At 57.3% G+C, this 23,455-nt stretch carries 17 protein-coding genes; 10 read left to right on the forward strand and 7 right to left on the reverse strand.

Annotation, left to right across the window (positions count from 1 at the left end; translation table 11 throughout):
- Positions 1-66 precede the first annotated feature (66 nt).
- Complete coding sequence (locus tag F3J31_RS08145) at positions 67-1,725, forward strand: ATP-dependent endonuclease (RefSeq protein ID WP_048222285.1); 1,659 nt, start codon at positions 67-69, stop codon at positions 1,723-1,725.
- Here the strand turns inward: F3J31_RS08145 and F3J31_RS08150 are convergent.
- On the reverse strand, positions 1,722-2,678 hold the full coding sequence (locus F3J31_RS08150) for a VirK/YbjX family protein (RefSeq protein WP_048027158.1): 957 nt from the start codon (positions 2,676-2,678) through the stop codon (positions 1,722-1,724). The two genes, F3J31_RS08145 and F3J31_RS08150, sit on opposite strands and share 4 nt — an antisense overlap.
- A gap of 159 nt (positions 2,679-2,837) precedes the next feature.
- Here F3J31_RS08150 and macA point away from each other — a divergent pair, with 159 nt between their 5' ends.
- Positions 2,838-3,953, forward strand: coding sequence for a macrolide transporter subunit MacA (gene macA / locus F3J31_RS08155; RefSeq protein ID WP_167212431.1), 1,116 nt, complete (start codon positions 2,838-2,840; stop codon positions 3,951-3,953).
- On the forward strand, positions 3,950-5,890 hold the full coding sequence (gene macB, locus F3J31_RS08160; protein ID WP_167212434.1) for a macrolide ABC transporter ATP-binding protein/permease MacB: 1,941 nt from the start codon (positions 3,950-3,952) through the stop codon (positions 5,888-5,890). Before macA ends, macB begins: the two co-directional genes overlap by 4 nt.
- Positions 5,891-5,960: 70 nt before the next feature.
- On the opposite strand, the gene cspD is transcribed toward macB, so the two are convergent.
- Positions 5,961-6,182, reverse strand: coding sequence for a cold shock-like protein CspD (gene cspD / locus F3J31_RS08165; RefSeq protein ID WP_008499993.1), 222 nt, complete (start codon positions 6,180-6,182; stop codon positions 5,961-5,963).
- 267 nt (positions 6,183-6,449) lie between these two features.
- On the opposite strand from cspD, the gene clpS reads away from it, so the two are divergent.
- Entirely contained in the window at positions 6,450-6,770 is a 321-nt protein-coding gene (gene clpS, locus F3J31_RS08170) for an ATP-dependent Clp protease adapter ClpS (RefSeq protein ID WP_006174393.1), read from the forward strand.
- Positions 6,771-6,797: 27 nt separating this feature from the next.
- On the forward strand, positions 6,798-9,077 hold the full coding sequence (gene clpA, locus F3J31_RS08175) for an ATP-dependent Clp protease ATP-binding subunit ClpA (RefSeq protein WP_014831269.1): 2,280 nt from the start codon (positions 6,798-6,800) through the stop codon (positions 9,075-9,077).
- A 210-nt stretch (positions 9,078-9,287) separates the two neighbouring features.
- Here clpA and infA read toward each other — a convergent pair whose 3' ends face one another.
- The 5 genes from infA to trxB form a co-directional block, all read right to left on the reverse strand.
- Entirely contained in the window at positions 9,288-9,506 is a 219-nt protein-coding gene (infA, locus tag F3J31_RS08180; RefSeq protein WP_002211347.1) for a translation initiation factor IF-1, read from the reverse strand.
- A 284-nt stretch (positions 9,507-9,790) separates the two neighbouring features.
- A complete protein-coding gene (gene aat, locus F3J31_RS08185) occupies positions 9,791-10,495 on the reverse strand; it encodes a leucyl/phenylalanyl-tRNA--protein transferase (protein WP_045908398.1) in 705 nt (234 codons plus the stop codon).
- Between the two features lie 45 nt (positions 10,496-10,540).
- A complete protein-coding gene (cydC, locus tag F3J31_RS08190) occupies positions 10,541-12,262 on the reverse strand; it encodes a cysteine/glutathione ABC transporter ATP-binding protein/permease CydC (protein WP_167212436.1) in 1,722 nt (573 codons plus the stop codon).
- Positions 12,262-14,028 (reverse strand): cysteine/glutathione ABC transporter permease/ATP-binding protein CydD, encoded by a 1,767-nt coding sequence (gene cydD / locus F3J31_RS08195; protein WP_048027181.1) that lies wholly within the window; start codon positions 14,026-14,028, stop codon positions 12,262-12,264. The genes cydC and cydD overlap by 1 nt, the downstream gene beginning before the upstream one ends.
- A gap of 114 nt (positions 14,029-14,142) precedes the next feature.
- The gene (gene trxB, locus F3J31_RS08200) at positions 14,143-15,111 is read right to left on the reverse strand and encodes a thioredoxin-disulfide reductase (protein WP_032638969.1); all 969 of its coding nucleotides are present in this window, start codon (positions 15,109-15,111) and stop codon (positions 14,143-14,145) included.
- Between the two features lie 544 nt (positions 15,112-15,655).
- Here trxB and lrp point away from each other — a divergent pair.
- From lrp to serS, 5 genes are all read left to right on the forward strand, one after another.
- Positions 15,656-16,150, forward strand: coding sequence for a leucine-responsive transcriptional regulator Lrp (gene lrp, locus F3J31_RS08205; protein WP_000228469.1), 495 nt, complete (start codon positions 15,656-15,658; stop codon positions 16,148-16,150).
- Positions 16,151-16,285: 135 nt separating this feature from the next.
- Positions 16,286-19,972 carry a DNA translocase FtsK 4TM domain-containing protein gene (locus tag F3J31_RS08210; RefSeq protein WP_167212439.1) on the forward strand — a complete coding sequence of 1,229 codons (3,687 nt, stop codon included), beginning with the start codon at positions 16,286-16,288 and terminating at the stop codon, positions 19,970-19,972.
- A 128-nt stretch (positions 19,973-20,100) separates the two neighbouring features.
- Positions 20,101-20,715, forward strand: coding sequence for an outer membrane lipoprotein chaperone LolA (gene lolA / locus F3J31_RS08215; RefSeq protein ID WP_024907806.1), 615 nt, complete (start codon positions 20,101-20,103; stop codon positions 20,713-20,715).
- 9 nt (positions 20,716-20,724) lie between these two features.
- Positions 20,725-22,068, forward strand: a complete 1,344-nt coding sequence (rarA, locus tag F3J31_RS08220; RefSeq protein ID WP_008499984.1) for a replication-associated recombination protein RarA — start codon at positions 20,725-20,727, stop codon at positions 22,066-22,068.
- Positions 22,069-22,160: 92 nt separating this feature from the next.
- Positions 22,161-23,453 carry a serine--tRNA ligase gene (gene serS, locus F3J31_RS08225; RefSeq protein WP_047071876.1) on the forward strand — a complete coding sequence of 431 codons (1,293 nt, stop codon included), beginning with the start codon at positions 22,161-22,163 and terminating at the stop codon, positions 23,451-23,453.
- The last annotated feature ends 2 nt before the right edge of the window (positions 23,454-23,455 follow it).

A 23,455-nucleotide genomic window follows, 5' to 3' on the forward strand; every position in this document is an offset into this window, starting at 1 on the left:
GACAGGGCGCCTCCCGCTATACTGCTGATAACTTAAAGGAAAAAGTGTTCATTGCGCGGGGGATTTATGCTTCTCGAACGTGTGGAAATTGTCGGGTTTCGCGGTATTAACCGCCTGTCGCTGCAGCTGGAACAGAACAACGTCCTGATCGGCGAGAACGCGTGGGGTAAGTCCAGCCTGCTGGATGCGCTGACGTTACTGCTTTCGCCCGAAGACGATCTGTATCACTTCGTTCGCGACGATTTCTGGTTCCCGCCCGGCGACGTGACGGGGCGCGAGAAGCACCTGCATATCATCCTGACGTTCCGCGAATCCGAGCCCGGACGGCATCGGGTGCGTCGCTTCCGCCCGCTGTCACCCTGCTGGGTGCCGTGCGATGACGGCTTCCACCGGATTTTCTATCGGCTGGAGGGTGAAATGGCGGAAAACGAGGGCGTGTTGACCCTGCGTGATTTTCTTGATGAGAAAGCCAGTCCGATCCCGCTGGACAATATCGACGATCTGGCCCGCCACCTGATCCGCCTGACGCCGGTGTTGCGCCTGCGCGACGCGCGTTTTATGCGGCGCATTCGTAACGGTACCGTCCCGAATATGCCGGAAGTGGAAGTCACCGCCCGTGAGCTGGATTTTCTGGCAAGAGAGCTGGTGTCGCGTCCGCAAAACCTGACCGATGGTCAAATTCGTCAGGGGCTGTCCGCGATGGTACAGCTTCTGGAGCACTATTTTTCCGAGCAGGGGACGTCGGAGTCGCGCCATCGCCTGATGCGCCGCCGCTCTCATGACGAGCAGCGCAGCTGGCGCTACCTCGATATCATTAACCGGATGATCGACCGGCCCGGCGGTCGTACCCATCGGGTGATTTTGCTGGGGCTGTTTTCAACGCTTCTGCAGGCCAAAGGCACCGTTCGTCTTGACCGGGACGCCCGGCCGCTGCTGCTGGTGGAAGACCCGGAAACGCGCCTGCATCCCATCATGCTCTCCGTGGCATGGCATCTGCTGAACCTGCTGCCGCTCCAGCGCATTACGACCACCAATTCCGGTGAATTATTATCGCTAACGCCGGTAGAGCACGTCTGTCGTCTGGTGCGTGAATCTTCCCGCGTCTCCGCCTTCCGCTTAGGTCCGGGGGGATTGAACGCGGAAGACGGGCGGCGCATCGCGTTTCATATTCGCTTTAACCGCGCGTCGTCGCTCTTTGCCCGCTGCTGGCTGCTGGTGGAGGGAGAGACGGAAACCTGGGTCATCAACGAACTGGCGCGCCAGTGCGGCCACCATTTTGATGCGGAAGGCATTAAGGTGATTGAATTTGCCCAGTCGGGATTAAAGCCGCTGATAAAATTTGCTCGCCGGATGGGGATCGAGTGGCACGTTCTGGTCGACGGTGATGAGGCGGGCAAAAAATATGCCTCGACCGTACGCAGCCTGCTGAATAACGAGCGAGAAGAAGAGCGCGACCATTTAACCATGCTTCCCGCGATGGACATGGAACATTTTATGTATCGTCAGGGGTTCGACGACGTCTTCCACCGAATTGCCATGGTGCCGGTCGATGTCCCGATGAACATGCGGCGGGTGATCGCCAAAGCCATTCACCGTTCTTCAAAACCGGATTTAGCCATTGAAGTGGCAACGGAAGCGGGGAGACGGGGCGTGGAGGCGGTGCCGACACTGCTGCGGAAGATGTTCTCCCGCGTGCTGTGGCTGGCACGCGGGAGAGCGGATTAACGTTGAGTCGCCTGGTTCACCTGCTGAATCAGGCTATCCAGCAGCGCGTAGCGGCGGCGATATTCGGAACGCTTTTTACTCGCGATCTCTTCCATCGGTTTGCGCGGCATGACGAGGGGCAGCATAAAGTTGCCGCTATCCTGCTTTTCACCGCCGATGGAGATCCAGAAACTGTCGTAATCGGCCAACAGTTTCCCCTCTTTTTTCTTGCGGTAGCGCCAGCTGCGATAAATATGGGTGTCGTTACTGACGGCGACAATCTGTTCTACCGGGAAGGCGGTGCCGAGAGTCATGGCGGCTTCGACCAGCAGACGTTTCGGGAACAGACCATGGCAGGCCTTCGTCGCGCCCTGGATCAGCTCATGGGGAACGTGGGCTTTTGCGCCCTGCAGGCCGCCGATAAACAGCGTCGATTTTCCCTCAAACTGGCACAGGGTGAAGGTCATCTCGGCTAGCACCGTATTCTGATGGTCGCAGAAGGCGAGGGTGGCTTCCCCTTCTTTATCCAGAAACGCATCGGCGCACAGGCGGACGGTAAATTGCTCTTCATCTTTACCGGTTAAGGTGAGCAGCGTGAAGCCCTTTTTCGACAGATAGCCCGAGAGCAGCGATGCCGGCATATGGCGGCTCATCGTTTGATAGTGCCAGTTAAGGGACTCGAGGGCCTGCTGGCGATTCATATTCACCGTCAGCCAGGGGCGATGCAGACGGCACGGCAGTCCTGGCTGTACCTGCAGCATTTGCATCAGGCTCGGCTGTTTTGCAAGGCTCGTCAACAGGCGAGCGGTACTTACAGGCGTCGCCAGCGAACGAAGCATGAATTTACGTCGATAGGCGGGGTTTTGCCACGCCAGCCCTGGCGTGAGCTTACCGGAAGCCAGATGACTGAAGAGCTGCCAACCCGATGCAGGCTGTGGCAGGTTTGAAAAAGGTGTATCGACGATGGAAGACATGTTAGATCCTGCTTCTTGATGAAGATTTCCATTTCAGCAGGCGAACGTTCAACGTCTCGTAAACAAATTGTGACGATTTCGGAGAACAGGGGTTTCGTTGAGGAATCGTTTAGATAGAATCAGCATTTATCATTGCCAGAACATTTATTTGGAATATTTATGAACCTCAAGGGAAAACGCAGAACGCTGTTTCTGCTGCTGGCGGTCGTGGTGTTAGCCGGTGGATACTGGCTATGGCAGGTGCTGAATGCGCCGGTGCCGCAGTATCAGACGCTGATTGTTCGCCCGGGCGAACTGCAGCAAAACGTCCTCGCGACGGGCAAGCTTGATGCCCTGCGCAAGGTTGACGTCGGCGCGCAGGTCAGCGGTCAGCTGAAAACGCTGTCGGTTGAGATTGGCGATAAGGTGAAAAAAGGCCAGCTGCTCGGCGTGATCGATCCTGAACAGGCTGAGAACCAGATCCGCGAGGTGGAAGCCACGCTGATGGAGCTGCGCGCGCAGCGTGCGCAGGCGCATGCAGAACGTAACCTGGCCCAGGTGACGCTGACCCGTCAGCAGGCGCTGGCCAAAACCCAGGCGATCTCTAAGCAGGATTTAGACACGGCCACCACGGAACTGGCGGTGAAGCAGGCGCAGATTGGCACGATTGACGCGCAAATCAAACGCAATCAGGCCTCGCTGGATACGGCGAAAACCAACCTCGACTACACCCAGATCGTGGCGCCGATGGCCGGTGAAGTCACTCAGATCACCACGCTGCAGGGGCAGACGGTGATTGCCGCGCAGCAGGCGCCAAATATTCTGACGCTGGCGGACATGAGCACCATGCTGGTCAAAGCCCAGGTCTCCGAGGCGGATGTGATCCATCTGAAGCCGGGGCAGAACGCCTGGTTTACGGTGCTGGGCGATCCGCAGACGCGCTACGAAGGCGTGCTGAAGGACATTCTGCCGACGCCGGAAAAAGTGAACGACGCAATCTTCTACTATGCCCGTTTTGAAGTGCCGAACCCGAAGGGCGTGCTGCGTCTCGACATGACCGCGCAGGTGCATATTCAGCTGACCGGTCTTAAGAACGTGCTGACCATTCCGCTCTCTGCGCTGGGTGAATCCGCCGGGGAGAGCCGCTATAAAGTTAAAGTGCTGCGCAACGGCGAAACGCGCGAGCGCGAAGTGGTGATTGGAGCGCGCAACGACACCGACGTGGTGGTGGTGAAAGGGCTGGAAGAGGGCGAGGAGGTTGTTGTCAGTGAAAGCCTGCCCGGAGCCGCGAAATGACGGCATTGCTTGAGCTGAAGGACATTCGCCGCAGCTATCCGTCGGGCGATGGGCCGGTGGAGGTGCTAAAAGGCATCTCCCTTCGGGTAGAAGCGGGCGAGATGGTGGCGATTGTCGGGGCATCGGGTTCCGGTAAATCGACGCTGATGAACATTCTCGGCTGTCTGGATAAGCCGACCAGCGGGACCTATCGCGTGGCCGGAACGGATATCTCCACGCTGGATGGCGACGCGCTGGCGAAGCTGCGCCGGGAGCACTTCGGTTTTATCTTCCAGCGTTACCATCTGCTTTCTCATCTCAATGCCGCGCAGAACGTGGAAGTTCCGGCGGTCTATGCGGGCGTCGAGCGGAAAAAACGGCTCGAACGCGCGCAGATGCTGCTGACGCGTCTGGGGCTGGCGGAGCGGGTGGAGTACCAGCCCTCGCAGCTCTCCGGCGGCCAGCAGCAGCGCGTGAGTATTGCCCGCGCCCTGATGAACGGCGGGCAGGTGATCCTCGCGGATGAGCCAACCGGCGCACTCGACAGCCATTCCGGCGAAGAGGTGATGGCGATCCTGCACCAGCTTCGCGATCAGGGGCATACGGTCATTATCGTGACCCACGATCCGCAGGTGGCGGCGCAGGCGGAGCGAATCATTGAGATCCATGACGGCGAGCTGGTCAGCAACCCGCCGCCGCGTGAGTCCAGGGCTGCGGCGCCGAAAGAAGTGCTTCCGGCATCAACCGGATGGGGGCAATTTTCCAGCGGCTTTCGTGAAGCATTGACCATGGCCTGGCTGGCGATGGCGGCCAATAAAATGCGTACCCTGCTGACCATGCTCGGCATCATCATCGGTATTGCCTCGGTGGTGTCGATTGTGGTGGTGGGCGATGCGGCCAAGCAGCTGGTGCTGGCCGATATCCGCGCTATCGGTACCAATACCATTGACGTCTATCCTGGCAAAGACTTCGGGGACGACGAGCCGCAGTATCAGCAGGCGCTGAAATACGACGATCTGGCGGCCATTCAGAAGCAGCCGTGGGTCAACTCCGCCACGCCTGCGGTGTCGCAGAATCTGCGCCTGCGGGTGGGCAATGTTGACGTGGCTGCCAGCGCGAACGGCGTCAGCGGGGATTATTTCAACGTCTACGGCATGACCTTCAGTGAAGGCGCCACCTTCAATGCCGAGCAGCTGGCGGGCAGGGCGCAGGTGGTGGTGCTGGACGCGAATTCGCGCAGACAGCTCTTCCCCAATAAAGACAACGTGGTGGGCGAAGTGATCCTGGTCGGCAACATGCCTGCCACGGTCATCGGTGTGGCGGAAGAGAAACAGTCGATGTTTGGCAGCAGCAAGATCCTGCGCGTCTGGCTGCCCTATACCACCATCTCCGGGCGGATTATGGGGCAGTCCTGGCTCAACTCCATCACCGTGCGCGTGAAGGAGGGCTACGACAGCGCGCTGGCCGAACAGCAGCTTGAGCGGCTGTTAACCCTGCGCCACGGGAAGAAGGATTTCTTCACCTGGAATATGGACGGCCTCTTGAAAACGGCGGAAAAGACCACACGTACTCTTCAGCTGTTCCTCACGCTGGTGGCGGTGATTTCGCTGGTCGTCGGCGGCATCGGGGTGATGAACATCATGCTGGTGTCGGTAACCGAGCGAACCCGGGAGATTGGCATCCGCATGGCGGTCGGGGCCAGAGCCAGCGACGTGCTGCAACAGTTTTTGATTGAAGCCGTGCTGGTGTGTCTGGTCGGCGGTGCGATGGGGATTGCGCTCTCGATGATGATCGCCTTCGCGCTCCAGCTCTTTTTACCCGGCTGGGAGATTGGCTTCTCGCCGGTGGCCATTATTACCGCATTCTTGTGTTCGACCTTTACCGGCATTTTGTTTGGCTGGTTGCCCGCCCGCAACGCGGCGCGGCTGGATCCGGTGGATGCGCTGGCTCGGGAATAACCCGAAAATAAAAATGCCAGCCGATCGGGCTGGCATTTTGACTGCGGGATGTACACAATAAAACAGAGAGCTATGCAACCGTCTCTGCTTCAATGGGGACGATAAGGCTTGCATGATTGCCTTTTGGTCCCTGGTGTACATCGAACCGGACGGACTGCCCGGCTTTGAGCGTTCTGTAACCATCCATCTGAATGGTGGAATAGTGAGCGAAGATATCCTCGCCGCCGCCTTCGGGGCAGATGAAGCCAAACCCTTTGGCGTTGTTGAACCACTTAACAGTACCCATTTCCATGCTTCGACATCCTTCGTAAATCTTATAAGTTAAGATGGAATGAACCGGTGGTGGAGTGGGGGCTGTTCAAAACCTCGCCATCTCACGCTTGTACAATTTAGAGAAACGAAAGAAGTCGTCAAGCGTTTGGCGCTGGAGATGGGACAATAATCAACCAAAGTTTGAAGCAGTTAACGCTATTGCAACAGTTTGTGACAGACATCGCGGATGACAGTAATAGATGATTGTTATCTAACATCTGAGGTAGATTCAAAGTGGTTATGCAAAATGGGTAAGACCAACGACTGGCTGGATTTTGACCAGCTGGCGGAAGACAAAGTGCGTGACGCGCTAAAACCGCCATCTATGTATAAAGTTATGTTAATGAACGATGATTACACGCCGATGGAATTTGTTATTGACGTGCTACAAAAGTTCTTTTCTTATGATGTAGAACGTGCAACGCAACTGATGCTTACCGTTCATTATCGTGGCAAAGCTATCTGCGGCATCTTCACTGCCGAAGTGGCGGAAACCAAAGTGGCGATGGTGAACGACTATGCGAGGGAGAACGAGCATCCGTTGCTGTGTACGCTGGAAAAGGCCTGATAAGGCATAAAATTGGGGGAGGTGCCTATGCTCAATCAAGAACTGGAACTCAGTTTAAACATGGCTTTCGCCAGAGCGCGTGAGCACCGACATGAGTTTATGACCGTCGAGCATTTACTGCTCGCACTGCTTAGCAACCCATCTGCCCGCGAAGCGCTGGAAGCCTGCTCCGTGGATCTGGTGGCGCTACGTCAGGAACTCGAAGCCTTCATCGAACAAACCACACCGGTGCTGCCAGCCAGTGAAGAGGAGCGCGACACGCAGCCGACGCTCAGCTTCCAGCGTGTGCTGCAGCGCGCGGTATTCCACGTCCAGTCTTCCGGACGTAGCGAAGTGACTGGCGCAAACGTCCTAGTCGCCATCTTCAGCGAGCAGGAGTCACAGGCTGCCTATCTGCTGCGCAAACACGAAGTCAGCCGCCTCGATGTGGTTAACTTTATCTCTCACGGAACGCGCAAAGACGAGCCTAACCAGGCCTCGGATTCCAGCAATCAGGTCAATAACAATGAAGAGCAAGCAGGCGGGGAGGATCGTATGGAAAACTTCACCACCAACCTTAATCAGCTTGCTCGCGTTGGCGGTATCGACCCGCTGATTGGTCGCGATAAAGAGCTGGAGCGCGCGATCCAGGTGCTGTGCCGTCGCCGCAAGAACAACCCGCTGCTGGTGGGAGAATCTGGCGTGGGTAAAACTGCAATTGCCGAAGGGCTTGCCTGGCGCATTGTGCAGGGCGACGTGCCGGAAGTGATTGCCGACTGCACCATCTACTCGCTGGATATCGGCTCGCTGCTGGCGGGCACGAAATACCGCGGTGATTTTGAAAAACGCTTCAAGGCACTGTTAAAACAGCTGGAGCAGGACACCAACAGCATCCTGTTTATCGATGAGATCCACACCATCATCGGCGCGGGTGCGGCCTCCGGTGGCCAGGTGGATGCGGCTAACCTGATCAAACCGCTGCTGTCCAGCGGCAAGATCCGCGTGATTGGCTCCACCACCTACCAGGAGTTCAGCAACATCTTTGAGAAAGACCGTGCGCTGGCGCGCCGCTTCCAGAAAATCGACGTGACCGAACCGTCCGTCGAGGAAACGGTGCAGATCATCAACGGCCTGAAACCGAAGTACGAAGCGCACCACGACGTGCGTTATACCGCGAAAGCGGTACGTGCGGCGGTGGAGCTGGCGGTGAAATACATCAACGACCGTCATCTGCCGGATAAGGCGATTGACGTGATTGATGAGGCAGGGGCGCGTGCGCGTCTGATGCCGGCCAGCAAGCGTAAGAAAACCGTTAACGTGGCGGATATCGAGTCCGTGGTCGCCCGCATCGCACGTATCCCTGAGAAAAGCGTCTCTCAGAGCGACCGCGACACGCTGCGCACCCTCGGCAATCGCCTGAAAATGCTGGTCTTTGGTCAGGATAAAGCCATTGAGGCCTTAACCGAAGCGATCAAGATGGCCCGTGCCGGGCTGGGGCATGAGCACAAGCCTGTCGGTTCCTTCCTGTTTGCCGGCCCGACCGGCGTGGGGAAAACCGAGGTGACGGTTCAGCTCTCCAAAGCGCTGGGCATCGAGTTGCTGCGCTTTGATATGTCCGAGTATATGGAGCGTCACACCGTCAGCCGTTTGATCGGTGCGCCTCCGGGATACGTGGGCTTTGACCAGGGCGGCCTGCTCACCGACGCGGTGATCAAGCATCCGCACGCGGTACTGCTGCTCGATGAAATCGAGAAAGCGCACCCGGACGTGTTCAACATCCTGCTTCAGGTGATGGACAACGGGACGCTGACCGACAACAACGGGCGCAAGGCGGACTTCCGCAACGTGGTGCTGGTAATGACCACCAACGCCGGGGTGCGTGAAACCGAGCGTAAATCTATCGGCCTGATCCACCAGGATAACAGCACCGATGCGATGGAGGAGATCAAGAAGATCTTCACGCCGGAGTTCCGTAACCGTCTGGACAACATTATCTGGTTCGATCACCTGTCTACCGAGGTGATCCATCAGGTCGTGGACAAGTTCATCGTCGAGCTGCAGGTTCAGCTGGATCAGAAAGGCGTGTCGCTGGAAGTAAGCCAGGAGGCCCGCAACTGGCTGGCCGAGAAAGGCTACGACCGTGCGATGGGCGCCCGTCCGATGGCGCGTGTGATTCAGGACAACCTGAAGAAACCGCTGGCGAACGAGCTGCTGTTTGGCTCGCTGGTGGACGGCGGCCAGGTAACCGTCGCGCTGGACCAGGCGAAGAACGAACTGACGTACGATTTCCAGAGTGCGGCGAAGCACAAGCCGGAAGCGGCTCACTGAGTGAGTTGAACGTTAATGTTAAAAACCGGGCGAATGCCCGGTTTTTTTATGCCTGCTTTTCTCCCTCTCCCTGTGGGAGAGGGTTGGGGTGAGGGCAATAGTCCGCCCTAAAATACATCTTTCCGCAGAACCACATTAAAGCCAGAAATAAAAAAGGCCGGGATTAACCCGACCTTTTAAATATTCATCTGCCATTACAGGCGAAAACAATTAGCGACTACGGAAGACAATGCGGCCTTTGCTCAGGTCGTACGGGGTCAGTTCAACAGTCACTTTGTCGCCCGTCAAAATGCGGATGTAGTTTTTGCGCATTTTACCGGAGATGTGCGCAGTTACCACGTGACCGTTTTCCAGCTCTACGCGAAACATGGTATTAGGCAACGTATCAAGTACGGTACCCTGCATTTCAATATTGTCTTCTTTGGCCATCTAATCCTCTGGGGTATCACTACCAAGTTTTGAACCGGCAAGATAATGCCGAAATTCATCAATTAAGTAAAGAATTGCGCGATTAAAACGCAGCAAAACAGTTTCGGCGCATTGCCCAAGCGTCACGGTACAACCGAACAGGAAGCGCATTCGTAAAGGGGAGACAACAGGATAAACGTCAGGACGTTATCTGAAGCGAGGGTCCCAAACGGCGGCGGGGCAACAGGCAGAAGCTACTCTGCGGCATAATTATAACACCCTCACAAAAAATATGCGGAAAACATTTAGGCATTGGGCATAAAGAGCGTTCTCGGTATCCAGAAGTCGCGGGGGAGCTTCTCCTGACGACTGGCATCCAGATGCTCGATGTACTGGCGTCTCGGGATCTCAACGGCGCCGAGAGAAGCCGTGTGCTCGTTAAGCACCTGACAATCGATCAGGCGTCCACCGCGCTGGGCAAACGCCTGGCTGAAGACCAGCAGCGCCGTTTTCGAGGCATTCACCGCGCGGGAGAACATCGATTCGCCGCAAAACAGCGTCCCCTGCGCCACGCCATACATGCCGCCGACGAGTGCTCCACCGTCCCATACCTCGATGGAGTGAGCGTAGCCAAGCTCATGAAGCTGGTGGTAGGCGGTAATGATATCGCGGGTAATCCATGTTCCCTCAAAGCGGTCTTCGGCACAGCCTTCAATGACCTGTCCAAAGGCGTGGTTCAGGGTGACGCGGTAGGGGGATTTCGCATGGAAACGCTTCATGCTGCGGCTCAGGTGAAACTGCTCTGGCCACAGCACGGCACGCGGATCGGGAGACCACCATAAAATGGGGTCGCCGGGAGAAAACCAGGGGAAGATTCCGCGCTGGTACGCCATCAATAGCCGCGCAGGGCTGAGGTCACCGCCAAGGGCCAGCAGCCCATTGGGCTCACGCAGCGCCCCTTCCGGAGAAGGGAACGCGATATTATGACGAGAAAGCTGGACCAGGCGCATGACAGCAAAACTCCAGTACGCGAGTGAGGACGCTACAAATATAGTCTACAGACGCTGTTTAAACTGGTAGTAGCGACCCTGTTTCGCCAACAGCTCTGCGTGACTACCTTGCTCAATAATGTGTCCGTTGTCCATCACAATTATCCGATCAAAACTCGACAGTCCACGCAGGCGGTGCGTGACCATCAGGACGGTTTTACCGGTCATGACATTGGCCAGCAAATCAAGGATTTGGCTCTCGGTCGTGGCATCCAGCCCTTCGGTGGGCTCGTCAAGCAGCATCAGCGGCGCATCGTGCAGCAGCGCGCGCGCAATCGCCAGGCGGCGCAGTTCACCGCCGGAGAGTTGACGACCGCCTTCGCCCAGCCAGCTGTTCAATCCCTCGTCCTCAAGCAGCTTATGCAGACCGACCTGTTCCAGCATGGCGCGAAGCGCATCATCCGTGGCCTCTGGGGCTGCCAGCAGCAGGTTATCGCGCAGGGTGGCGCTGAACAGATGCACGCGCTGCGGAACGACGCTGACCGTTTTGCGCAGGGCCTGCTCGCTGAAATCATTAAGCGATGTGTTATTAAAACGAATCTGGCCGCGCTGCGGATCCCAGGCGCGGGTCAGCAGCTGAAGCAGCGTCGATTTACCGCAGCCGGTACGGCCGAGGATCGCAATCCGCTGACCGGCATTAACAGAAAGGGTAATACCCTCCAGCGCGTTCTGCGCCTGTTTGTCGTAGCTGAAGGTGACATCTTCAAGCGTCAGCGCAACCTGCCCAGGTACCACGGTCTGCCCGGCACTGAACGTGACTTCAGGTTTCTGCTCGGCAATCTGGGTGATGCGCAGGGCAGAAGCGATGACCTGCCCCAGATGCTGGAAGGCGCCCGTCACCGGGGCCAGCGCTTCAAACGCGGCCAGCGCACAGAAGACGAAAAGGGCAATAAGCGGACCCGGCTGTGTATTTCCCCCGATATCGCCGGATGCCAGCCAGAGCATGGCTATCACCGCCACGCCGCCGATCAGCATCATCAGCGCCTGAGAGAAGGCCGTCAGTTCCGACTGGCGGCGCTGGGCTTCATGCCAGTTCAGCTCCGTGCTTTCCATCCGCGCGCGGTAGCGCTTGCTGGCACCAAAAATGGTCAGCTCCGCCTGCCCCTGAAGCCAGGCGGTCAGCTGCTGACGGTAGTCCCCGCGCAGGCGCGTCAGGTTTTCCCCGGTGGATTTCCCGGCGCGGTAAAACAGCGGCGGCAGAATGATAAGCGTCAGCAGCATGATCCCACCCAGCGTCAGCGCAACGGGGACATCCAGAACAGACAGCCCCAGCGTGACCACCACAATCACCACAAACGCGCCCACGATCGGGGAAATCACCCGCAGGTAAAGGTGATCCAGCGTGTCGACATCCGCCACCACGCGGTTAAGCAATTCTCCCTGACGAAAACGCGCCAGCCCGGCAGGGGAGAGGGGCAGCAGTTTGCTAAAGGTATAGATACGCAGGTGCTGCAGCACGCGGAAAGTGGCGTCGTGGCTGACCAGCCGTTCGAAATAGCGTCCGGCAGTACGGGTGATGGCGGTACCTCGAACCCCGGCAGCCGGAAGCATGTAGTTGAAGCTGTATAATCCGGCGAACCCCGCGACGGCCGAGGCCGACAGGAACCAGCCGGAAAGCGTGAGCAGGCCGATGCTGGCGAGCAGCGTGACAATAGCCAGCACAATCCCCAGCGTCAGCATCCATTTGTGGCGTTTATAGAGCGCCAGGTAAGGCAGCAGAGCGCGCATCAGATATCCTCCTGACGGTTCGCCAGCAGGGTAGCAAATGGCCCCTGGGCGGCAACGAGAGAGGCGTAATCGCCTTGCTCAACAATACGGCCGTTTTCCATGACCCAGATCTGGTCCCAGTCGGCAATTCCTTCCAGCTGGTGGGTAACCATCAGGGTGGTTTGCTGCAGGGAGGCGGCATTAAGCGCTTCCATTACGCGCTGCTCGCTGTGTGCGTCAAGGCTGGCTGCAGGCTCGTCCAGCAGCATCAGCTGGCATGGGTTGAGCAGCGCGCGGGCAACGGCCACACGCTGCGCCTGCCCGACCGACAGCCCGGCGGACTGGTCGCCGACAACGGTATCCACCCCTTGCGGCAGCAGCGGCAGAAACTCGCTAACCCAGGCGCGGTCGAGAACCGATTGCAGTTCATCTTCACGCGCGTCCGGGCGCGCCAGAAGCACATTTTCGCGCAGCGTAGCGGCGGGAAGCTGTGGGTTTTGGCCTACCCAGCTGAGCTGTTTACGCCATGCGTCAGGGTCGAGATTGCGCAGTTCGGTTTTGTTGATCCGCAGTGAACCGGTGTAGGCCATAAAACCGGACAACGCGTTCAGCAGAGAACTTTTCCCGGAACCGCTGATGCCGACAAGGACCACGCGTTGTCCGGCAGGTAAGGTAAAGTTCAGCGGACCGGCGAGCACTTTGCCTTCGGGCGACAGAATGGAAAAGTCCTGCGCTTCAATGGTCACCGGATCTTTCGCATTCAGCGTCACGTCACCGCGCTCCGGGTGGGCCAGCGGCGTTTCCAGGAACGTTTTAAGGCTATCGGCGGCGCCAACCGCCTGAGCTTTGGCGTGATAGAAAGTTCCCAGATCGCGAAGCGGCTGGAAAAATTCCGGCGCCAGGATCAGCGCCAGGAAACCGGCGGAAAGGGTCACCGCCGTGCCGTAATGGCCGAAATCCAGCGCACCGAGGTAGGAGAAGCCGAAGTAGACCGCCACAAGGGCAATCGACAGCGAGGTGAAGAATTCCAGAACGCCTGAAGACAGGAAGGCGAGGCGTAGTACTTCCATGGTGCGCTGACGGAAGTCCTGTGACGCCAGGCGAATATTTTCGGTTTCCGCTTCACCGCGGCCAAAAATGCGCAATGTCTCCATACCACGCAGACGATCGAGGAAATGACCGCTTAAGCGACCCAGTGCGAGGAAGTTACGGCGGTTAGCATCCGCAGCCCCCATCCCGACCAGCGCCATAAACAGCGGGATCAGCGGGGCGGTGCCCATCAGAATCAGCGCCGCCATCCAGTTCACCGGGAAGATGGCGATCACGATCAGCAGCGGAACGAAGACGGCAAGGGCCATCTGCGGCAGATAGCGCGCGTAGTAGTCATGCATATCGTCAATCTGCTCAAGGATCAGCGTCGCCCAGCTACCGGCCGGTTTACCCTGGATCCACGCGGGCCCGGCTTCCTGAAGCCTGTCGAGCACCTGACGGCGGATCTCGTAGCGGATGTGCTGTCCGGCGTGAAAACCGACACGCTCACGCAGCCACACCACCCAGGCGCGCAGGATAAAAATCAGGATCAGGACAATAAAGGGCAGCAGGAGCGCTTCGCGTGGAATGTTCTCCATGATCATGTGATTAAGAATGCGGGCCAGCAGCCATGCCTGGGCAACAATCAACAGACCGCTGACGAAACCCAAAAGACGGGAAATCGTAAGCCAGCGGCGGGAAAGAACGCTTTGCTGTTTCAGCCAGCGTGTTAACTCTTGTTGACGGGTTTTTTCCATTGCGTACTTTGCAGGTGACGTTATTAGAAGTTGGGCAGCGCAATGTTACAACGGGGAGACAATAAAGGCGACTTATCGCCGCCTTTATTTACGTTTGTTACTGACTTGTAAAGATTATTTACCTTGTTCAGCCAGTCCATCGAGGTAGCGTTCAGCGTCCAGCGCGGCCATACAGCCGGTGCCCGCAGAGGTGATCGCCTGACGATAAATATGGTCCATCACGTCGCCAGCCGCGAATACGCCCGGGATGCTGGTTTGAGTCGCATTACCGTGAATGCCGGACTGCACTTTGATGTAGCCGTTTTCCAGCTCAAGCTGACCGTCGAAGATTGCGGTGTTCGGGCTGTGACCGATGGCCACAAACAGACCCGCCACTTCCAGCGTTTCGACATTATCGGTGTTCTGAGTATCACGAATACGCAGACCGGCAACGCCCATCTGATCGCCCGTCACCTCTTCCAGCGTACGGTTGGTGTGCAGCACGATGTTGCCGCTTGCCACTTTGTCCATGAGACGTTTGATCAGGATCTTCTCCGCGCGGAAGGTCTCGCGGCGGTGGATCAGGTGCACTTCAGAGGCAATGTTCGCCAGGTACAGCGCTTCTTCCACGGCAGTGTTGCCGCCGCCGATGACCGCGACCTTCTGATTGCGATAGAAGAAACCGTCGCAGGTGGCGCAGGCAGAAACCCCGCGGCCTTTAAACGCTTCTTCGGATGGCAGGCCGAGATAGCGGGCAGAGGCACCGGTTGCAATGATCAGCGCGTCACAGGTGTATTCACCGCTGTCACCCGTCAGGCGGAATGGACGGTTCTGCAGGTCGACCTTATTGATGTGATCGAACAGAATTTCGGTTTCGAATTTAGCGGCATGCTCGTGCATACGCTCCATCAGCAGCGGCCCGGTCAGGTCGTTCGGGTCGCCTGGCCAGTTTTCCACTTCGGTGGTGGTGGTCAGCTGACCGCCTTTTTCCATGCCGGTGATTAATACCGGGTGCAGGTTAGCGCGTGCAGCATAGACCGCCGCGGTATATCCCGCAGGTCCAGAACCAAGGATTAGCAGCTTACTGTGTTTGGCCGTGCCCATGAGATCCCCATTGTTGTTGGCAGACATTTGGCTGGATTGTAGGGAATTTGTTGCCGTAAAAAAAGAGCGCAGCAATTTTGATATCAATCTGTGTAATAGCCATGGACGATGAATTGCGCGCGATAACATCACGCTTTCTCCAGAAAAGCGGTCGTTTGTAAGGCAATAAAATGAGGATTAATACCCTGCCGCAATGAATATCCGGCATGTTGTACTAAAAAACGATGTTTTGCTTTGACAATCCCCTGCGCTTTTGCGAAAACATTCAAGGAAGAAAAAAAACCGCGTTAACCGTATGCCGCATAGGCATGCACGTAAATGCCATTTTTACCGGGTCAGTGAAATCTACGCATGGCGTGGACAGACGCCATACGTGATGTCGGTGACTGCCTTCGGGCAACGGTCTTCTTACCAACAGAACCCGAATCCGCATCGCGTCTATTACATAATCAGGCGATGTGATGACTAACGGGTACAGGCTCTGAACAGTGATGTGCACAGGGTCCAGGCAGGAGTAGGGAAGGAATACAGAGAGACAATAATAATGGTAGATAGCAAGAAGCGCCCTGGCAAAGATCTCGACCGTATCGATCGTAACATTCTTAATGAATTGCAAAAGGATGGGCGTATTTCCAACGTCGAGCTTTCAAAACGTGTGGGACTTTCCCCGACGCCGTGCCTTGAGCGTGTGCGCCGACTGGAAAGACAGGGTTTTATTCAGGGCTATACGGCTCTGCTGAACCCGCATTATCTGGATGCCTCACTTCTGGTATTTGTTGAGATTACTCTGAATCGTGGTGCGCCGGATGTGTTTGAGCAATTTAACGCCGCTGTACAAAAACTTGAAGAAATTCAAGAGTGTCATCTGGTGTCTGGTGATTTCGACTACCTGTTGAAAACCCGTGTGCCTGATATGTCCGCCTACCGTAAGCTGCTGGGGGAAACCCTGTTGCGTCTGCCGGGCGTGAACGACACCCGTACGTACGTGGTGATGGAAGAGGTCAAACAGAGCAATCGTCTGGTTATTAAGACGCGCTAACACGGAACAGGTGCAAAATCAGCGTAGTTTGATTACACTCCTGTTAATCCATACAGCAACAGTGCCGGGGAGTCCCGGCGCTGTTGTCCGTTTTAGCAAACAGGCAGGATATGCCTGATACCTGGAGAGCCTTTCTTGAGCCAGGAATACACTGAAGACAAAGAAGTCACACTATCGAAGCTAAGCAGCGGACGTCGTCTCCTCGAGGCTTTGCTGATTGTTATTGCCCTTTTTGCCGTCTGGCTGATGGCAGCCTTACTCAGTTTCAACCCCTCGGATCCCAGCTGGTCACAAACTGCATGGCATGAGCCTATCCATAATTTAGGCGGTGTCCCCGGTGCCTGGCTTGCGGACACGCTGTTCTTCATTTTCGGTGTGATGGCCTATACCCTTCCCGTCATTATTATTGGCGGATGCTGGTTTGCGTGGCGTCATCGTCAGAACGATGATTACATCGACTATTTCGCCGTCTCGCTGCGCCTGATTGGCGCGCTGGCGCTGATCCTCACCTCCTGCGGGCTGGCGGCGATTAACGCCGATGATATCTGGTACTTCGCCTCTGGCGGGGTGATCGGCAGCTTATTAAGTTCTGCGCTCCAGCCGATGCTGCACAGCAGCGGCGGCACGCTGGCGCTGCTGTGCATCTGGGCCGCCGGGCTGACGCTGTTTACCGGCTGGTCCTGGGTGAGCATTGCCGAGAAAATTGGCAGCTTTATCCTCACCATTCTGACTTTTGCCAGCAATCGTACCCGCCGTGACGATACGTGGGTGGATGAAGACGAATACGAAGATGAAGAGGACGATGACGCGCCTGCGCAGCGTCGCGAGTCTCGTCGTGCCCGAATTCTGCGCGGCGCGCTGGCGCGTCGCCAGCGTGTGGCCGAGAAATTTGCCAACCCGCTCGGCCGTAAAACCGATGCGGCGCTCTTCTCCGGTAAACGCATGGATGAAGACGAGCAGGTGGCGTATCGCGCTGCGGGTGTCGCCGTCGATCCTGACGATGTGCTCTTCTCCGGCAGCCGGGCCACGCCTGGGGACTTTGACGAATACGACCCGCTGTTAAACGGCCACTCGGTCACCGAACCGGTAGCAGCCGCGGCCGCCGCGACGACTGCAGCCCAGGCGTATGCCGCGCCTGTCGACGCCGTGATGCCATCCGCGCCGGTCCCGCCACCGGAATCCGTTATTCAGCAGCCTCAGGTTGAGTGGCAGACTGCGCCGGGTGTTCACACGCCAGAGCCCGTCATTGCGCCTGAACCTGAAAGCTACATCCCCGTGCAGCAGGAACAGTGGCAGCAGCCTTATCAGCCGCCGCAGCCTGAGTATGAACCGCAGCAATATCAGCAGCCAGTGGCTCAACCGTATCAGGAGTACGTGCCTGAACCGGTTGAACCTGTGCAGCCTTATGTTGCACCGCAGCCTGAACCTGAGCCTGAAATCGTGGAAGAGGTGAAGCCTGCCCGTCCACCGCTGTACTATTTTGAAGAAGTCGAAGAGCGCCGCGCGCGTGAACGCGAACAGCTGGCCGCCTGGTATCAGCCTGTGCCTGAACCAGTGCAGGAGCAGGTTATGAAAGCGCCTTCTGTTTCTGTTCCACCTGTCGACCCGACGCCTGCTGTTGCACCCGTAGCGGAAAGCGTGAAGCAGGCTACCGCGGCGGCGGCCGTGGCTGCACCCGTCTTTAGCCTGGCAACCGGGGGGGCACCTCGTCCTCAGGTGAAAGAGGGGATTGGTCCGCAGCTGCCTCGCCCTAACCGCGTCCGCGTGCCCACCCGCCGTGAGCTTGCCTCTTATGGCATCAAGCTGCCTTCCCAGCGTATGGCTGAAGAAAAAGCCCGCGAGTCTGAGTACGACGATGATGCTGATGAAATGCAGCAGGACGAGCTGGCCCGCCAGTTCGCTGCGCAGCAGAATCAGCGCTACGGTGAAGAGTATCAGCACGATGAACCGGCGCTGGAAGACGACGATGACGCCGCAGAAGCGGAACTGGCGCGTCAGTTTGCCGCCACCCAGCAGCAGCGCTATTCCGGTGAACAACCGGCTGGTGCAAATCCGTTCTCGCTGTCCGACTTTGAATTCTCGCCGATGAAAGATCTGGTGGATGATGGCCCAAGCGAGCCTTTATTTACCCCGAGCGTGATGCCGGAAACTGAGCCTGTGCGCCAGCCACCGGCACCACAGGCCTACGCGCAGCCGCAACAGCCCGTTCAGCAGCCGTATACGCAGCCGCAGCAGCCACCACAGCCGCCGCAGTTCCAGCAGCCTGCGCCTCAGCCTCAGGAGAGCCTGATTCACCCGCTGCTGATGCGTAACGGTGACAGCCGTCCGCTGCAGCGTCCAAGCACGCCGCTGCCGTCTCTGGATCTGTTAACGCCGCCGCCGTCAGAAGTGGAACCGGTTGATACCTTCGCGCTGGAGCAGATGGCGCGTCTGGTGGAGGCCCGTCTGGCTGACTTCCGTATCAAGGCGGACGTGGTGAACTACTCACCGGGTCCTGTGATCACCCGTTTTGAACTGAACCTGGCGCCGGGCGTAAAAGCCGCGCGTATTTCCAACCTCTCCCGCGACCTGGCGCGTTCGCTATCGACCGTGGCGGTGCGCGTGGTGGAAGTGATACCGGGTAAACCTTACGTTGGTCTTGAGCTGCCGAACAAAAAACGTCAGACCGTCTACCTGCGTGAAGTGCTGGACAACACCAAGTTCCGCGATAACCCCTCTCCGCTGACTGTGGTGCTGGGTAAAGATATCGCTGGCGATCCGGTGGTGGCAGACCTCGCAAAAATGCCTCACCTGCTGGTCGCGGGTACTACCGGTTCCGGTAAATCCGTCGGTGTGAACGCCATGATCCTCAGCATGCTCTATAAAGCGCAGCCGGAAGATGTGCGTTTCATCATGATCGACCCGAAAATGCTCGAACTGTCGGTCTATGAAGGTATTCCTCATCTGCTGACCGAAGTGGTCACCGACATGAAAGACGCCGCCAACGCTCTGCGCTGGAGCGTGAATGAGATGGAGCGTCGCTACAAGCTGATGTCTGCGTTGGGCGTACGTAACCTGGCCGGCTATAACGAGAAAATCGCCGAAGCGGCACGTATGGGACGTCCGATTCCGGATCCGTACTGGAAGCCGGGTGACAGCATGGATGCCCAGCATCCGGTGCTGGAAAAACTGCCTTATATCGTGGTGCTGGTCGATGAATTCGCTGACCTGATGATGACTGTCGGTAAGAAAGTGGAAGAGCTGATTGCCCGCCTGGCGCAGAAAGCGCGTGCGGCCGGTATTCACCTTGTGCTGGCGACCCAGCGTCCTTCCGTGGACGTCATCACCGGTCTGATTAAAGCGAACATTCCGACGCGTATCGCCTTTACCGTATCGAGCAAAATTGACTCGCGTACTATTCTTGACCAGGGCGGTGCAGAGTCGCTGCTGGGTATGGGTGACATGCTCTATTCCGGTCCGAACTCTACCTCTCCGGTGCGTGTTCACGGCGCGTTCGTGCGCGACCAGGAAGTGCACGCGGTTGTGCAGGACTGGAAAGCGCGCGGTCGTCCGCAATACGTCGATGGCATCACCAGCGACACGGAAAGTGAAGGTGGCGGCGGTGGCTTTGACGGCGGTGAAGAGCTGGATCCGTTATTCGATCAGGCGGTTAACTTCGTTACCGAAAAACGTAAAGCGTCTATCTCCGGCGTACAGCGTCAGTTCCGCATCGGCTATAACCGCGCCGCGCGCATCATCGAGCAGATGGAAGCGCAGGGCATTGTGAGCGAGCAGGGGCATAACGGTAACCGCGAGGTGCTGGCACCGCCACCGTTTGATTAACCTTCCGCAATTGCAAAGAAGGGTAAATCAGCCAAAATTAAGCATTTTCTTCTGTCGCCTGCCTTCGGGCAGGTCCAGAATAGAAGACGGAAACCCCCTATCGGGAAGACGTATTTTAAGGAATAACAATGAAAAAAATCGCCATCGCCTGTGCATTACTCACCAGTTTTGTCGCCAGCAGCGTCTGGGCTGATGCAGCCAGCGACCTTAAAAGCCGACTGGATAAAGTAAGCAGCTTCCACGCCAGCTTCACCCAAAAAGTGACGGACGGCAGCGGCAACGCGGTGCAGGAAGGTCAGGGAGATTTGTGGGTAAAACGCCCCAATCTGTTCAACTGGCACATGACCCAGCCGGATGAGAGCATTCTGGTCTCTGACGGTAAAACCTTATGGTTCTTCAACCCGTTCGTTGAGCAGGCCACGGCGACCTGGCTGAAGGATGCGACCAGCAATACGCCGTTTATGCTGATTGCCCGTAACCAGGCCAGCGACTGGCAGCAGTACAATATTAAACAGACAGGTGACGAATTTGTCCTGACGCCGAAAGGCAGCAACGGCAACCTGAAGCAGTTCACCATCAATGTCAGCACCAACGGTACCATTAATCAGTTCGGCGCGGTTGAGCAGGACGATCAGCGCAGCAGCTATCAGCTCAAGTCTCAGCAGAACGGCGCCGTTGATGCATCGAAATTCACCTTTACCCCGCCGAAGGGCGTAACGGTGGACGACCAACGCAATAAGTAAGAGGCGTGAGTGGGCAATCTGTCGCTCGATTTTTCAGATAACGCGTTTCAACCTCTGGCCGCACGTATGCGGCCAGAAAATTTAGCGCAGTACATCGGCCAGCAGCACCTGCTGGCTGCCGGTAAGCCCTTGCCGCGCGCCATTGAGGCGGGGCATTTGCACTCCATGATCCTCTGGGGGCCACCCGGCACCGGTAAAACGACCCTCGCTGAAGTGATTGCCCGCTATGCCAACGCAGACGTCGAACGTATCTCGGCGGTGACGTCCGGCGTGAAAGAGATCCGCGAAGCGATCGAGCGTGCGCGGCAGAACCGCAATGCCGGGCGGCGCACCATTCTCTTTGTGGACGAAGTCCACCGCTTCAACAAGAGCCAGCAGGATGCCTTCCTGCCGCACATTGAAGACGGCACGATCTTTTTCATCGGCGCAACCACCGAAAACCCGTCGTTTGAGCTGAACTCGGCGCTGCTTTCCCGCGCGCGCGTTTACCTGCTCAAATCGCTGACGACCGAGGATATCGAAAAGGTTCTTACTCAGGCGATGGACGACAAATCGCGCGGCTACGGGGGGCAGGATATCGTTCTGCCTGACGAGACGCGTCGTGCGATTGCGGAACTGGTTAACGGTGATGCGCGTCGGGCGCTGAACACGCTGGAGATGATGGCCGATATGGCCGAAGTCGACGATGCCGGCAAGCGGGTGCTGAAGCCGGAACTGCTCACCGAAATTGCCGGGGAACGCAGCGCGCGGTTCGATAATAAAGGTGACCGTTTTTACGATCTCATTTCGGCCCTGCATAAGTCCGTGCGCGGCAGCGCGCCGGATGCGGCGCTGTACTGGTACGCGCGTATTATCACTGCGGGCGGCGATCCGTTATACGTCGCGCGCCGCTGTCTGGCGATTGCGTCAGAAGATGTCGGCAATGCCGACCCGCGTGCCATGCAGGTCGCGCTGTCGGCCTGGGACTGTTTCACCCGGGTTGGACCTGCGGAAGGCGAGCGTGCCATTGCGCAGGCGATTGTCTATCTGGCCTGTGCGCCGAAAAGCAATGCCGTCTATACCGCGTTTAAGGCCGCGATGTCTGATGCACGCGAACGCCCGGACTACGATGTACCGGTTCATCTGCGTAATGCGCCAACCAAACTGATGAAAGAGATGGGGTATGGGCAGGAGTACCGCTACGCTCATGATGAACCCAATGCCTACGCAGCCGGGGAGGAATATTTCCCGCAGGAGATGGCACAAACGCGCTATTATCACCCCACAAACAGAGGTCTTGAAGGCAAGATTGGTGAAAAGCTCACCTGGCTCGCCGGACAGGATCAAAATAGCCCTATAAAACGCTACCGTTAGTTCAGTCGTTGCGGTAATGTTGGCAATTGTATCCTTGTGACCGCAGGCTGTGGTCACATTTCCTATTTTAATTCGATAAGCACAGGATAAGCATGCTCGATCCCAATCTGCTGCGTAATGAGCCAGACGCAGTCGCTGAAAAACTGGCACGCCGGGGCTTTAAGCTGGATGTAGATAAGCTGCGCGCTCTTGAAGAGCGTCGTAAAGTTCTGCAGGTACAAACTGAAAATCTGCAGGCAGAGCGTAACTCTCGATCGAAATCCATCGGCCAGGCGAAAGCGCGCGGGGAAGATATTGAGCCATTACGCCTGGAAGTGAACAAGCTGGGTGAAGAACTGGATCAGGCGAAAGCGGAGCTGGATGTTCTTCAGACCGAAATTCGTGATATTGCCCTGGCTATCCCGAATATTCCTGACGACAGCGTGCCTGTCGGCAAAGATGAAAACGACAACGTTGAAGTGAAACGCTGGGGTACGCCTCGTGAGTTTGACTTCGAGGTGCGCGATCACGTGACGCTGGGCGAAATGCACGCGGGCCTGGATTTTGCGGCTGCTGTTAAGCTGACCGGTTCTCGCTTCGTGGTGATGAAAGGCCAGATTGCCCATCTGCACCGTGCGCTGGCGCAGTTCATGCTGGATCTGCACACCGAGCAGCATGGCTATAGCGAAACCTACGTGCCGTATCTGGTCAACCACGATACGCTGTACGGTACGGGCCAGCTGCCGAAATTTGCCGGCGATCTGTTCCATACCCGTCCGCTGGACGAAGAAGCAGACAGCAGCAACTACGCGCTGATCCCAACCGCGGAAGTGCCGCTGACTAACCTCGTGCGTGATGAGATCATCGACGAAGACGATCTGCCGATCAAACTGACGGCGCACTCTCCGTGCTTCCGTTCTGAAGCCGGTTCTTACGGTCGCGACACGCGTGGTCTGATCCGTATGCACCAGTTCGACAAGGTTGAGATGGTGCAGATCGTTCGTCCTGAAGAGTCCATGGACGCGCTGGAAGAGATGACCGGCCACGCGGAGAAAGTGCTGGAGCTGCTGGGGCTGCCATACCGTCGTATGGCGCTGTGCACCGGTGATATGGGCTTTGGCGCCTGCAAAACCTTCGATCTGGAAGTGTGGGTGCCTGCGCAGAACACGTACCGTGAAATCTCCTCCTGCTCTAACGTCTGGGATTTCCAGGCGCGCCGCATGCAGGCACGCTGCCGCAGCAAATCTGACAAGAAAACCCGTCTGGTGCATACCCTGAACGGTTCTGGTCTGGCTGTGGGCCGTACCCTGGTTGCCGTGCTGGAAAACTACCAGCAGGCAGACGGTCGTATCGAGATCCCTGAAGTGCTGCGTCCATACATGAAAGGCCAGCAGTACATCGGTTAATA

The sequence above is a fragment of the Enterobacter sp. Acro-832 genome (assembly GCF_011752745.1).
Lineage (GTDB): Bacteria > Pseudomonadota > Gammaproteobacteria > Enterobacterales > Enterobacteriaceae > Enterobacter > Enterobacter quasiroggenkampii.